Annotated in this window: 11 protein-coding genes; 7 read left to right on the top strand and 4 right to left on the bottom strand. The window is 39.6% G+C overall.

Annotated elements, in window-relative coordinates; all coding sequences use genetic code 11:
- Window positions 1-22: 22 nt before the first annotated feature.
- Window positions 23-2,062 (bottom strand): UvrD-helicase domain-containing protein, encoded by a 2,040-nt coding sequence (locus tag AC1M86_RS11565; protein WP_035267404.1) that lies wholly within the window; start codon window positions 2,060-2,062, stop codon window positions 23-25.
- Between the two features lie 139 nt (window positions 2,063-2,201).
- A complete protein-coding gene (locus AC1M86_RS11570; protein ID WP_092768184.1) occupies window positions 2,202-2,855 on the bottom strand; it encodes a YiaD family glycine zipper/OmpA-like lipoprotein in 654 nt (217 codons plus the stop codon).
- A 244-nt stretch (window positions 2,856-3,099) separates the two neighbouring features.
- Here AC1M86_RS11570 and AC1M86_RS11575 point away from each other — a divergent pair, with 244 nt between their 5' ends.
- The 6 genes from AC1M86_RS11575 (at window position 3,100) to AC1M86_RS11600 (ending at window position 7,557) form a co-directional block, all read left to right on the top strand.
- Complete coding sequence (locus AC1M86_RS11575) at window positions 3,100-4,029, top strand: acyltransferase (protein ID WP_481608021.1); 930 nt, start codon at window positions 3,100-3,102, stop codon at window positions 4,027-4,029.
- 23 nt (window positions 4,030-4,052) lie between these two features.
- Window positions 4,053-5,102 (top strand): preprotein translocase subunit SecA, encoded by a 1,050-nt coding sequence (locus AC1M86_RS11580; protein WP_481608022.1) that lies wholly within the window; start codon window positions 4,053-4,055, stop codon window positions 5,100-5,102.
- A 116-nt stretch (window positions 5,103-5,218) separates the two neighbouring features.
- Window positions 5,219-5,932: a septum site-determining protein MinC gene (gene minC / locus AC1M86_RS11585; protein ID WP_180000266.1), complete on the top strand. Its 714-nt coding sequence runs from the start codon at window positions 5,219-5,221 to the stop codon at window positions 5,930-5,932.
- 61 nt (window positions 5,933-5,993) lie between these two features.
- Entirely contained in the window at window positions 5,994-6,806 is an 813-nt protein-coding gene (gene minD, locus AC1M86_RS11590) for a septum site-determining protein MinD (RefSeq protein WP_035267390.1), read from the top strand.
- Window positions 6,807-6,808: 2 nt separating this feature from the next.
- Entirely contained in the window at window positions 6,809-7,081 is a 273-nt protein-coding gene (minE, locus tag AC1M86_RS11595) for a cell division topological specificity factor MinE (RefSeq protein WP_035267388.1), read from the top strand.
- A gap of 188 nt (window positions 7,082-7,269) precedes the next feature.
- Window positions 7,270-7,557: a PA4642 family protein gene (locus AC1M86_RS11600; protein WP_035267385.1), complete on the top strand. Its 288-nt coding sequence runs from the start codon at window positions 7,270-7,272 to the stop codon at window positions 7,555-7,557.
- Window positions 7,558-7,669: 112 nt separating this feature from the next.
- Here AC1M86_RS11600 and AC1M86_RS11605 read toward each other — a convergent pair whose 3' ends face one another.
- Complete coding sequence (locus AC1M86_RS11605; RefSeq protein ID WP_481608023.1) at window positions 7,670-10,054, bottom strand: YadA-like family protein; 2,385 nt, start codon at window positions 10,052-10,054, stop codon at window positions 7,670-7,672.
- Between the two features lie 239 nt (window positions 10,055-10,293).
- Here AC1M86_RS11605 and AC1M86_RS11610 point away from each other — a divergent pair, with 239 nt between their 5' ends.
- The gene (locus AC1M86_RS11610; protein WP_481589490.1) at window positions 10,294-11,391 is read left to right on the top strand and encodes a helix-turn-helix transcriptional regulator; all 1,098 of its coding nucleotides are present in this window, start codon (window positions 10,294-10,296) and stop codon (window positions 11,389-11,391) included.
- A gap of 45 nt (window positions 11,392-11,436) precedes the next feature.
- On the opposite strand, the gene AC1M86_RS11615 is transcribed toward AC1M86_RS11610, so the two are convergent.
- Window positions 11,437-14,589 (bottom strand): DNA translocase FtsK 4TM domain-containing protein, encoded by a 3,153-nt coding sequence (locus AC1M86_RS11615; protein WP_481608024.1) that lies wholly within the window; start codon window positions 14,587-14,589, stop codon window positions 11,437-11,439.
- Between the last annotated feature and the right edge of the window lie 208 nt (window positions 14,590-14,797).

The following is a 14,797-nucleotide window of genomic DNA, read 5'->3' on the forward strand; positions in this document are numbered from 1 at the left end:
TCAATCCTGTTTTAAAATGTAATTAACGTTTGAGTAAAGCTTTCAGATTTTGCAGATAATGCTGTGCCTGTAATTTTGGATCGATATTTTCAGCCAATTTCTTTTTTCGACCTAGCCAATCGACTTCATCTTGTGGCAATTCATCCAAGAAGCGACTTGGTGTCATTTGTTTCATCTGACCGCCATTTTTACGCTGTTCTGCAAGCGTCAAAGTCAGACCTTGTTTGGCACGGGTAATACCAACGTACATCAGTCGACGTTCTTCTTCGATGGTATCAGCCACAATTGAATTCTTGTGCGGAAGCAACTCTTCCTCAAGCCCCATAATATAAACAAATGGGAATTCCAGGCCTTTAGAAGCATGCAAAGTCAGTAAGTTTACTTTATCGATATCTTCATCTTCTTGCTGTTGCTCCAACATATCCAGCAACACCATCTTACGAATGACACTTTCGATATTTTTTTCATCGACATCTTCAGCACGATTGATCAAACTTTGAATACTGCTATAAAGCACTTCAATATTGTCAATTTTAGTTTTTTCTTGTGCTGGCGTCGCTGCCGTTTCTTTGATGTAGTCGATATATCCTGCCTCAACCATCATTTGGCGGACTTTAGGCACAGGTTCATCATCATCTAACAGTTCACGCGTAAAACCTTCGATAAAATCAGCAAACTCAGCCAATTGAGATGTCGCCTTCTTCGGTAATACCATACTTAGGCGCTGATCATTCGCGGCACCTAGTAAAGAAAGATTATTCTCTTGCGCAAATAAACCTAGTTTTTCTAAAGTCACAGGTCCTATGGCACGTTTAGGTGTGTTAATAATGCGTAAGAAAGCACTGTCATCTTCAGGGTTAATAATGAGACGTAGATAGCTCATAATATCCTTGATTTCAGCACGACCAAAGAACGACTGACCACCAGAAAGTTTGTAGGGAATCTGCATCTGACGAAGTTGTGTTTCTAAAACACGTGCTTGGAAGTTTCCACGGTATAACACGGCGTAATCTTTCCAATTTTTGCCATTCATCAATTTATGAGTCAGCAAATCTTTAACAACGCGTTCCGCTTCATCATCATCATTACGACAAGTAATAATGCGGATCACCTCACCATGACCTTTATCACTCCACAATTTTTTATCAAAAATATGTGGGTTATTCTCAATCACATGGTTTGCAGCTTTTAAAATACGACTGGTTGAACGATAGTTTTGCTCAAGCTTAATGACTTTTAAATTGGGGAAATCTTCCTTCAACAATGCCATATTTTCTGGCTTTGCCCCCCGCCAAGCATAAATTGATTGGTCATCATCCCCTACAGCCGTAAATTGCCCCATGACACCGACAAGTAGTTTGACCAAGATATATTGGGCGGTATTGGTATCCTGATATTCATCAACCAACAAATAACGTACACGGTTTTGCCATTTATCACGGACTTCAGCATTTTCTTGAAGAAGACGTGTCGGCATTACGATTAAATCGTCAAAATCTACCGCATTATAGGCACGTAGATTACGCTCATAAAGTTGATAGAGATGTGCAAATTGAACATCTTCAGCCGTTTCACAAGTCGTATGTGCTTGCTCAGGCAAAATTAGATCGTTTTTCCAATCTGAGATCATCTTCATCGCTTTTGCGATCAGCTCTTTACTTTCTGCACCAGACAAATTATCTCGGTGCATTAAATCCATTAAAATTCGCTTACAATCATCAGCATCTAAAATGGAAAAGTTTGCTTTAAGTGGCGTATGTTTCAATTCTAGTCTTAATAAATTCAAGCCAAAGGTGTGAAAGGTAGAAACAGATAAACCCTTTCCATCCTCTTTACCAAGCAATTTACCGACACGCTCTTTCATCTCTCGTGCAGCTTTGTTGGTAAAAGTCATCGCAGTAATACGATGTGCTGGTATACCGCATTTTTTGACTAAATATGCAATTTTCTGTGTGATTACAGAGGTCTTACCTGAGCCTGCCCCAGCAAGTACTAACAAGGGTCCTTGAGTGTATTTCATGGCTTCAAGTTGCTTGTCGTTCAAATGACTGGCTGATGACATATTCTTTCCTCTTTTCCTTCAGCGCTCGATTATAGTCATCTGCTTCGAATATGACTAACGTTAAATTTAATGAAGGTATATTTGAATAAATTTCAGACATAAAAAAACCACCCGAAGGTGGCTTTTTTAAGATCATGTATTATTGAACTGCGTAAACAGCAATCTCTACACGACGGTTTTGTTCTTTACCTGCGGCAGTTGTGTTATCAGCAATTGGGTTAGAAGAACCTAAACCTTGAGCATTAATACGTGCTGTAGAAACACCCTTAGATGCTAAATAGCTAGCAACAGATTGAGCACGTGCTTGTGACAATGGGATGTTAATCGCATCATTACCTGAACTATCAGTATAACCAGTTACAAGGATACCGCTCTTGTTGTCTTCAGTTAAAACTTGTGCAACACGGTTTAAAGTGTCATAGAAGTTTGGCTTGATATTTGATTTATTTGTATCAAACGTGATAGCACCTGGCATTACTAAGTTAATAGAGCCATCTGGATTACGGTTTACATCAATACCTGTACCAGCAGTTGCTTGGCGTAATTTTTTCTCTTTATTGTCGAGATATACGCCTGCAGCACCACCTAATACAGCACCAATCGCTGCTGCACGGTTATTTTGACGGCTAGTGTTCGCATTACCTTTAGAAACACCGTAACCAGCTGCTGCACCAATTAAAGCACCCAATGCAGTTTTGTCATACTCGACGCCACCAATATTGTTACCAGTTGTTTGACAACCAGAAAGTACCATTGCCCCAACCACTGCAGCTGAAATAGCTAATGCACGCATGGGATGACTCCTTTTATATGTTTTTGTATGTGATGAATAATGATTTGTTAGAAACAATTTAACCATTACTATTTTGTTAATAATAAACAGTTTATTAACAATATGTAATCTTTTGTAGCATCTTTCGTTAATGCTTCATCATATTTTATACATAGTTAAGAAAACGGGCTTTGTGATTTGAGCGACTCGATTTATAGTGTTTTAAAAATTTCAATCACATGCAATCACTTTTTAGGACTGTGCAATGGCAGCAGAGAAGCAGAAACAACCTATTTTAAAAAAAATTTCTAAGGGTTTAACCGTAGGTTCTGTGATCACAGGAAGTACATTTTTTCGTGGCCCACCTATTCTTGCATTAGGTTTGACTAAACTCGTAAAAAAATCATCAAAAATCGATGAAACCAATATCAATATCGCCAATGGTTGGATTGGTACGAATAACTGGCTCATTGAAAAAGTTCTCCCTGAGCTTAAATGGCACATCACGATTGATGAAGATCTAGATCTCAATCTACAAGGTCGTTACATCATGACCTGTAATCACCAAAGCTGGGTGGATACAACTGTTACTCAATATTTTGGTCTTAAACGTATGCCGCTCACACGTTTTTTTACGAAATGGGAACTCATTTTTATTCCTTTTGTTGGGCAAGCATTCAAGATCCTTGGTTTTCCTATGATGAAACGTCATACCAAAGCGCAAATCGAAAAAAATCCTGCGCTGAAATATCGTGATATGGAAGAAGCGCGTAAATCGTGTGAACAACTGCTCAGCCAACCTTTTACCTTATTAAATTATTTAGAAGGTACACGCTATACCCCTGAAAAACACGCCCAACAAAAATCTCCGTATAAAAATTTACTTAGGCCCAAAGCAGGTGGTTTAGCACTTGCCCTAAATATTCTAGGAAGTGAAATTGATGCGCTAGTCGATATGACCATTGTCTATCCAGATGGTGTGCCAGGTTATGGAGATTTTTGGTTAGGAGAAGTTTCTCAAATTGCCGTCAATTTAAGAAAAATTGAAATTCCTGCTTGGGTTCATGGCGGCAATTATGAGGATGATGCCAACTATCGCGCTCGTTTCCAAAAATGGGTTGATGAGCTTTGGACAGAAAAAGATCAGTTAATTACACAGTTAAAACAACAGCTTCAAGCTGAATCTGTAAATTAAGCTGTCCTCAGAATGTATTGCATATGACAGATCGCATGACTAATCCTCGAAAAACTTTCCGTCCACAGCGTCATGACACTTTATTTTGGAAGATGTTCCTGATTTATGACATCTTTATGATGCTCATTATTTTAGTCAATTTGTTTTGTCTATGTGCCAATGCATTTTTAATGAGTAATTTTGGCTCATGGGTATTTGACACGGTTCAATTACCTCAAATTCTGGAGTTTTATAAATCCGAGCTTCACCCATGGGTCATCATTACTGAAAGTTGGTTTATCACATTTTTAATTGTTGAACTCGCTGTAAGATGGCTGATTGCAATCGTCAATAAACATCATCAGCGTTGGTTTTTCTTTCCCTTCATTCATTGGTATGAAATATTAGCCATTATCCCTTACCTTCGCTTTTTACGTTTAATTCGCGTCGGAGTGATTGCCTATAGACTGCATGAGCTAGGCTATAAAGTCATACCTAATAAATGGTTCAGACGTCTTAATTTTTACTATAACGTGATCATGGAAGAGCTCTCTGATCGTGTGGTGATTACTGTCATTGATAGTGTAAAAAAAGAGTTAGACACTAGCTCGACCCATAAAAAAATCATTCATGATCTGGTGAATCACCATCGAGACATGTTTGCCACGACATTAGCGCAAGTCTTACAAGAATCTTTAGCAACCGAATTAAAACTTCAAAAAGATAATATCTCGCAAGGCGTTGGTCACATTGTCATTAAAGCTATTGAAGACACACCAGAACTAACACAGCTCTTAAAGCTGATTCCATTGGTGGGTGGTCGTATAGAACAGCAAATCCACAACATTGGTCGACGATTAGGTGAAAATATTACCGACGGTTTAGTTGAACCTTTTATTTCTGGAACCATTGATAAACCGAATGAGCATTATCAACTCATTGCTGAAAAAATTAGCCAGCTCAATATTGATAATCATGCATTAGAACAACTCGTTGAATCTGTCGTTTATGAAAGTCTTGAGTCTTTAAGAAAACAGGTGGCAGTAAAACAATGGCAAATAGAGTTATCAAAAAACAATCAAGTCAAGGAATGATCATTTCTCTATTAATTTAATATATCCGCTAGAGAATTCTTGAGAATTGAACTAGCATTTGCACAATTAACAATTTTTACTTCGATTATAAAGCGCGAAGCAAGCAAGGAATGAATATGGCAGATATTCGGATTACCGGTAGAATGGTGAATTTTACCCGAATTACCTTTGACACCAATGATCATAATGTTATCCGCCAACAATTAAGTGCCATGATGAGTGAAACCTCTTATGAAGGTGCGCTTGTCATTCTAGACACAACCGTTGAACAAGAACTCATTGGACTCATTCAATTGGTCATCAGTTTAGGGTTACAGCCAATGGCTGTCGTTGATGGTTTAATGGGTGATGAAGCACGTGCGATCCAATTCCCAGTTCTTGCGGCTGATCGTCCTTTGCAGCGCATCAAAGCAACAAAAGAACAAGTGGTAGAAGCCCCAGCAAATACCCCTGAAGCTGAGAAGGCTCCAACACACATAGCTCCTGCAACCACACATAAAACTTCGTATCACGATGAAGTGCTTAGAACAGGACAATGTCTGGTACAAGATCACGGCGATATTATTTTAACTGCTGGAATTAATAGTGGCTCTGAAATCATCGCTTCAGGAAATATACATATTTATGGCTCTGCTCGTGGTAGAGTCATCGCCGGCGCCGGTGGCAATACAGCAGCACGAATTTTCTGTCATGTTTTAGAAGCTGAATTAGTATCTATCGCAGGAACATATTGTGTTGCAGATGATATTCCACCACATATGCTAAAAAAGTCAGTACATATCTATTTAAATGATGCTCAAGAGCTTGTCTTTGAAGCACTCGAATTTTAATGTATAACTAAACATGAGAACCCCTATAGTATTGGGGATAAACATAACAGGAGTGGATTCGGTGGCGAAAATTGTTGTCGTAACATCAGGTAAAGGTGGCGTAGGTAAAACAACTACCAGTGCATCTTTTGCAACAGGTTTAGCCCTTCGTGGCCACAAAACTGTTGTAATCGATTTTGACGTAGGTTTACGTAACCTCGACCTTATCATGGGTTGTGAGCGTCGTGTTGTTTATGATTTTGTGAATGTATTAAATAACGAAGCGAGATTACAACAAGCACTTATTCGCGATAAAGAAATCGAAAATCTATATATTTTACCTGCATCACAAACCCGTGATAAAGATGCGTTGACCGATGAAGGTGTTGCACGTGTTATGGACGAACTTTCTCAAGAGTTCGACTACATCATTTGTGACTCTCCTGCAGGTATTGAACGTGGTGCGATTTTAGCAATGTACCATGCTGATGAAGCAATCATTGTAACGAACCCTGAAATTTCATCTGTCCGAGATTCCGATCGTATTATTGGTATGTTGGACAGTAAAACGAAGAAAGTAGAAAATAACGAAGGTCGTATTCGTAAGCATCTTTGTATCACACGCTTCAACCCTGAACGTGCTGACAAGCAAGAAATGTTAACAGTCGATGATATTTCTAAAGATATCCTTCGCGTGCCAACGCTCGGTGTAATTCCTGAATGTAAAAGCGTGTTACAAGCTTCGAATGAAGGTAAGCCTGTTATTCTTTATACTGAAGAAGCAGCTGGACAAGCTTATGACGATCTTGTTGCACGCTTCCTTGGTGAAGAACGTCCATATCGTCACATCTCTGTGAAGCCGAAAGGCTGGTTAGCACGTTTATTTGGAGCATAAAGATGGCAGGATTCTGGAGTAAACTTTTTAGTAGTGATGACAAACCATCAAGTGCACAAACAGCTAAAGATCGCTTAAAAGTTATCGTGGCATCTGAAAATGGTCTAGGTAAGCGTTTAAGCCAAGATAAAATTGATTTAATGAAAAAAGAAATCATGCAAGTTGTGAATCGTTATGTGCGTGGTGTAGATGAACAGCATATACAAATGTCGGTTCGCTCAGAAGCAAATATCGAAATGCTAGAAATGAATATCAATTTGCCTGAAGAACGTTAATCTGATTTTTGATTAGTCAAGCAAATTGAATCAGGGCAAAATATGAGAGTGGCAGAAATAGGCTATTAGCTATATTCCGCCCACTTGAAGCAGAGCTTCAAGTCTTGCGACTAGACAAAGCAGTGCTTTGCTCATCTAGTCTCATATTTTGCCCTTTTTTATTGATTAAAAATACCAAGGAGATTGTGATGGCATTATCACAGCCAGCCACGTTCAATGAAGAATGGTCAGACGAGCGTGTTTTTGCCTATTTAAATCAGTTACCTCCTGAAGGTGTAAACGCTGATTTTCATGTTCTCTATCATGCTTTTAAACATATGCGTGCTAATGACTATGAGCGTTTACTCACTAAATTTATAGCAGATGGTCGTGATCTTAACGCTCAAAATCCTGAAGGCAAACGTATTCATGATGTGATCGCAGAATTCCCACGCCAAAGTGCAGAATTCCTTGCTGTTTTAGCAAAATTTGCCTAAAAAACAGATAAAAAAGCCTGCTTGAGCAGGCTTTTTTGATTTAAATCTATCTTATACCTGTTAAAAAATAGTTTCGTATTAAGGTTACTTTTACGTTTGGGTGAAACTTAGATTATTTCCATTGCCAACCCAATGCAATAGCACCACCAACATCACCTTGTGAACTTGCGGTTCCAGATGCTTTATAGACAAAGCGATTCGTTTCAGAAACCCCACTAAATCCAATGGCAATACCTTGCTCACCATCCCATGTACCAGCAGCTGCACTGAACATACTTGCACCAGCATAAGTTGGCTGGGGTAATGAAGCGACAGCCAAAGATGCTGCAATAGCTGCTCGAGTGTCACGTCGTTCATCGGCAAAACTCTGTTCTAAAGCATTTACACGTCGACTAGTATACTCATTGGCCTGATTCAATATTTCATTGGTTCGTATATTCGTATATTCCTGTGCATCGCTCAAAACTTGCTGATCTGCTTGACGCATTTGTTTTACATTGACTGCGTCGGTATCCGCTGTACCTGCTGCCACATTAACAATTTGGCGCTGTTGCGTAGAGGAACCCACTGAAACCGTATTGTCCCGATCGGTAGACGAAGCATTTCCTAAAAGAACAGCATTATTTGCGTCAGACGTTATATTATTCCCAAGAGCTACAGTACTATTTCCTGAAATATTGTTGAAATTACCAACTGAATGCGTATTTTCACCCGTAACCGTATTGTGATTTCCTAAAGCTGTTGCATGTTCACCAGCGACTTGTGATTCAGCCCCAATTACAATACTCTCACGACCCGATGCTACTGATGAACTTCCGATTGCAAGAGCATCTTCACCTGTTGCATTTGGTAATATTGCATTTTCACTAGGATTTGTTCCAACAGATATTGCGACAGTTCCACCACTAGCCAAAGACGTTAGCCACTGTTGTTCGGTGCCATTAAAGCCATTTTGTACAGCAATCTCAAAAGCACTAAATCCTTGATCACCTTTTAAGCCTTGAAGTCCTTGATCACCTTTATCGCCCTTGTCGCCTTTTAAGCCTTGAAGTCCTTGATCACCTTGATCTCCCTTATCACCTTTCAATCCTTGAGGACCTTGGTCACCTTTATCTCCTTTGAGTGACGTCAGCCAATCTTGCTCTGTTCCTACAAATCCATTATTCACCGCCACTTGGTAAGCACTATCACCTTGTGGTCCTACACCGCCAACAGGTCCACCGCTTGTACCTGGTATACCTTGATCCCCTTTGTCACCTTTCAATCCTTGTGGACCTTGATCACCTTTATCTCCCTTATCGCCTTTTTCACCTTTTAATGATGTAAGCCAATCTGTTTCAGAGCCGTCAAATCCATTACTCACAGCAACCTCGTACGCACTTGGTCCAGCTGGTCCAATGGTACCTGTACCTGTTTCACCACCAACACCATTATTTTCGAGTGCAGAGACACGGTCTTTTAACGCTGTAAATTCAATATCAATCCCTCTAATTGTTTGATTTACGTTTTGGTATGTAGAGCCTTGCATTTCAAATGAAAGGGGCATCACATTCCCCTGAAACATAGTCACCCCAGTACCCAGAATTCTTTGTAAACTGGCTGTCAATTGATCAACATTAATAGCATCATGAGTATCTAATCCCCATGCTAAGTTCATGATTCGGCGTTTTAATTGATCACTACCGACTGAAATAACATTCTCTCGATCTGCAACCGATGCACTACCTAAAGCAACAGAGTTGCTCGCATAAACCTGACTCAGCTCACCTATCGCTACTGACTCTCTTACGGATGTATAATTTGGTCCTGGTCGAATAATAATAGAACCACCGACAGCCACATTAGTGTGACCTTGCACATTACTGTTGGAGGCAAATATATGAGAACTCGTCGCACCAACCTCATTAAATCCACCAAAAATCATCGAGCCATTAGTGTTGACGTCGTGAATATTATTCATACCAACAACAACAGATTTTACAGACGAGTTTAAATTTGAAATACCTATAGAGATACCCCCTTCAGCAGTATTTGAACTACCGATCGCAATACTCCCTTCCCCCTTAACCACTTGATTATTACCAATGGCAATATTACTTGTATGATGCGTTGTGTTTTGATTTCCAATGACCACATTATTTTGCGTTGTCGTTACAGCGTTTGGTGTCACCGTATTATTCAAACCAAAAACAGTATGATTCATCCCAATATTGACGTTATTGCTTTGTCCCATAACCACACTGTTCGGTGCAACCACTGAGTTATTTTCACCACAGATGAAAGATGTAGTGTCTGAATTCGTCGCTGTGCCTGTTGAACCCTCACATTCATCAGCTTGCACCTGACTCGTCATTGCGGTTAATGCCCCAATTAAAATCAGATAACCTGTCGTCATTCCAATATTTTTTAAAGATTGTGTAAAACGTGTACGTCCAAGTTCCCCTGTTACGACTAATTTTCCATTACGATTACGGATAACTCGGTATATATGGTTCATGTAATTCCCCTTAGTTTTTGACATGGTCATGTCACTTGCAGGTTTTCCATAGTTTGCAAGAAAGACCTTTTATAATGAGGAAAATCAAACCATAAAGCTGATAATCTAGAAGCCCCCCTTTAAGGGGGGATGAAAAAAATATTTTTGTGAAAAAATGATTAATATTTACTTTTTTATCTCAATTTTTTTAAAAAAATCTATAATTTGAATTTGTTATAATCAAAACAGTTCAGTCGAAGATGAATTCAATAAGTTTTCGTAAAAGTGATCGAACAAGGCTCGGCACCCTCCATCGCCTGAGAAATCTTTGCTGTACTCAACTTCCGCTCCTTACCATTGCGCCCAGTATTTTTGACTATTTGAATTTTTTGATTCCACATGATGCCTACGGTATGGCACTGACCTATCCAAATGGTGAACCTTATATACTGTATTACAAAAATCTTAACCCTCAGTCGATGAGGTATGTCCAAGAAAATACTGAATTATTCTTAAACTTAAAAACCGAAAGCCATATCCGCTGGCTCAACTGCCCTATGTTACCCAAAGTCGGAAATCTTTTACGCCCAGATGATCCGTATTTTCATAGCTTAACCTACCAGATGATTGTGCGCCAAAGCGGTCTTCACCATACACTAGATCTAAGATTAGAACGCAATCATATTCCTGCAGGAGGTATTACCCTCTATAGGCGTATGTCACAACCCTTCCAATTACAAGATCATCGTTTATTAGAACAAGCTGGTGTCTATATCGAATATGCGCTTAACAATCAAATGGAGGATGGCGACGATGTAATTGAATCAGATCAAGCGTTGTTAATCGTGAATTCTCAAAATGATTTAGTCATGATGACTGATGCTGCAAAGGATTTACTGAATCTCTTCCCGATACATTATGAATTTTGGGAACCATATAAAGCGTTGCCAAAATCATGCTATCAAGTCATCAATGAGCTTAAATATGGGCAACAAATCCCCAAGCTTAGTTTGACCATTCCTAATGGAATATTAACCCTTCGTGCTGAATGGTTAAGTAGTCAAAATACAACCGATACAAATATCGCCTTATACTTAAAGCGCTCATTACCACGCTCCCTCATTATTTTAAAAAAACTAGAAGCACTTGATCTATCCCCCCGAGAATGCCAAGTGGCTTTTTCGTTAATTACAGGCATGAATAAAAGTGAAATTTTACAAAAATTATCCATTAGCCCTGCGGTATTTAAAGATTGTGTCAAGTCAGTTTATCAAAGCTTGAATGTTCACTCTGTGAGTGAACTGATCACATTTGCCAGCCAATGGACTACCCCCAAAAACAACACTTTTTTGAGTTAAATAAAAAAAAGCAACCTATGGTTGCTTTTTCTGAGTCAGTCTTCGTTAAACTAAAATTTCACGTTTACCATTTGCGCCCATTGCACTCACGATACCGTTTTCTTCCATTTGGTCAATAATACGTGCGGCACGATTATAACCCAGACTAAACTTACGCTGTAAAGATGAAGTGGATGCTTTGCGGGTTTCTAAAACAAAAGCAACACATTGATCATAAAGTGCGTCACGGTCAGAAGCACCATCACCATCCTCAAAGCCACGTGATGCTGGCTCTTCATCAAATGGGGTGAGAATTTCATCCACATAGTTTGGTGCACCACGCTCACGCCATGCATCACAAATACGGTTCACTTCGTCATCGGCAATAAATGCACCATGCACACGCTCAGGCTCAATTTTACCTGGTCCTAAGAACAGCATATCACCATGTCCAAGCAAATCTTCTGCACCACCCGCATCCAAAATCGTACGCGAGTCAATTTTAGAGTTTACACGTAGCGCAACACGCGTCGGTATATTCGCCTTAATTAAGCCCGTGATTACATCGACGGATGGACGCTGTGTCGCAAGTAATAAATGAATGCCAGCAGCACGTGATTTTTGAGCTAAACGAGTGATCATTTCTTCCGCTTTCTTACCCACCTGCATGATCATATCTGCGAATTCATCTGCAACAATCACAATCGAAGGCAATGGTGTAAGTCTAGGTGCACGTTCTCCAGCAACTGACTCACTGGCTTTCCAAGTTGGATCAAATAGATCTTCACCATTGGCAATTGCTTCTTCAACTTTACGGTTATAGTCACTCAATTTACGTATTTTTAAGAACGACATCAGCTTATAACGACGCTCCATCTCATTCACACACCAATTTAAAGCACTGACTGCATCTTTCATGTCAGTCACAACAGGCGTGAGTAAATGCGGAATATCGTTATAGTTCGCCAATTCAAGTTGTTTAGGATCAATCAAAATAAGGCGCAATTGATCTGGCGTATATTTTAAAAGCATCGATAGAATCATCGAGTTTACAGCAACAGATTTACCTGAACCTGTGGTACCCGCAACCAACATATGTGGTGCCTTGCCCAACTCAGTAATGACTGGGTTACCAGAAATGTCTTTACCCATGGCCATGGATAAGATTCCATCTGGATCCTTAAATTTTGGAATTTGTACCAATTCAATCAGGCGCACCATCTCACGTATGCTATTCGGAACTTCAATTCCAATGTAAGGTTTTCCAGGGATCACCTCAACCACACGTACTGATGCCATCGACATTGATCGTGCTAAGTCACGAGAAATATTAGTTACTTTCGAGGCTTTCACACCAGGCGCAAGATCCAGTTCAAATCTGGTCACGACTGGACCCGGTTGAGCTTCAATCACTTTCGCTTTGACATTAAATTCTTGTAATTTAATTTCTAACAGTTCTGATAATCTTGATAATTGTTCTGCAGTGAAGTTTACTTTTTTGTTTGGGTCTACTTCATCAAGTAAATCTAAACCAGGAAGTGGTGATAAATCTTTACGGCGCTCCGCAACTTGCATTGCACGAGACATTGGACGACCAGCAGCATCTGTTAATGGCGCATCGAAATCAAACTCATCCTCTTCAACTTCAGGCTTACCTACCGTTTCTTGCCAAGCTTCTCTAAAAGCATCTTTATCTGAAGATATACGTTGTTTTTCCTCATCACTCACTTTAGTAACAGGAATTGATGATCCCTCTTGCTCAACAATGTTTTGTGGTGATGGGGCAATAGTGTCTTGCTCTGATTCATATTCCGCGACTGTATCTGACTTAGGTGAAGTCATAAATTTAATATTTGGCGTCACCAAATTTGGACGCTTGACCTCTGAATTAGACAAAGCTTCTGCTTCATCCGCAAGTGATGCAAGACCATCAAGCTCAGAAGCTAACAGATCTGCTTTAGTGATCGCTTCCGCAGCTGCGCTCGATTGACTTGCGTATAGAGCACTTGCGCCAATAGCTGAGGTATTTTGGATTAGGGATGCTGTATTTTGATCATCAGCAGATTGACCTGAAGGATTTGTTTGATGATGAAAAGGAGTATGAATATCTTTGGCATGCTGTCCTTGTGGAACAACTTCAAGCAATTCATCAAAGATTTGATCATCATTCCAGTCCAAAGCAGTATCTTGAACAATTGAGCGCTGCTCTACTCGAACGTTTTTACTTAAATCATTAATTTCTGAAGTACGTTGATCAACCTGATCCTCCTCTGCTGCGCGCAAAAGCTCATCAATTTCTCTTTTATGATCTTCATCGCTATGCAAGGCTTTCCAAACTTCACCCGTTGGAACAATACGTTGACTCTCACGCTCTAACTCATGCGCTTTCGCGATGGTACGCTCGAGCTCTGCCTCATCATCTTCATCAAAACGATGATTTTGTTGAGACTCTTGGAAACGCATATCTTCAAATAGTTTTTCAGCAGTACGTTCATGACGCGCTTGTAATTGATCTTTCTCTTCTAAATGATCGACATTATTGAGCTCAGCTTGATGAGGGACTTGAGCTGAACCTTTTAGATTAGGTTCAATTTCTTTTTTCGCTTTTGGCTGAGTCGTCAAATCATAAGCTGATTCAGTCTCAGGTACATTTTTATAGAACAAATCTTGCAAATAAGTGGGTGTCGCCTTCAGAGTAGACCATGTCTTGTTCCACTGAATACCAAAAGCCAGTGTGATTAGAACGATACTAAGTACGATCAGAAAAAAAACGGCGCCATAAATCGTCAAAAGCTGTTTTAAACTCTCACCCAATTCGTAACCAATGATTCCACCTGAAGCATTAGCAAGCGTATCTGCAGGCACTGACCAAAGTAAATAAAACAAACTCGCGACGGTAAGTAAAATGAAAAATTGAGCAGCAAAACGAAATGGACGACTCAAAAAACTTCTTGGCCACCACACTTGAATCGCTTCAATGAATAAATAAATTGGAATCAGTAAACTTGCCCAGCCCAGAAATCCAAATAAGAGATCTGCAATCCAAGCACCTGCGACACCACTTGCATTTGAAACTTGTTGAGTATCACTCGAAATATGCATCCAACCCGGATCAAATGGCGTATAAGTCACTGTTGCTAAAAACAGATAAATACCAAATGATATTAAGAAGAATGTTAAAACTAAGCGCTGTGCATATACACTCGACACCGCAGTCATATACTTTCCTGTAAACGATTATTCATTAATGTTCTAATGTTGAAATGGAACAATTTCTTCATTATAGAAAACTTACTATTATGCACCTGTTCATTAAAAAAAGGTGCAGCTTTCTAAGGTTTCCTTGTTAACACTTTTAACTATATAGCTCAATTCGATTTAGTTGATCAATATAATCCACATTCATTCCACACAACTGTGGTGAAGT

The sequence above is a fragment of the Acinetobacter sp. ANC_7654 genome, from assembly GCF_056779855.1.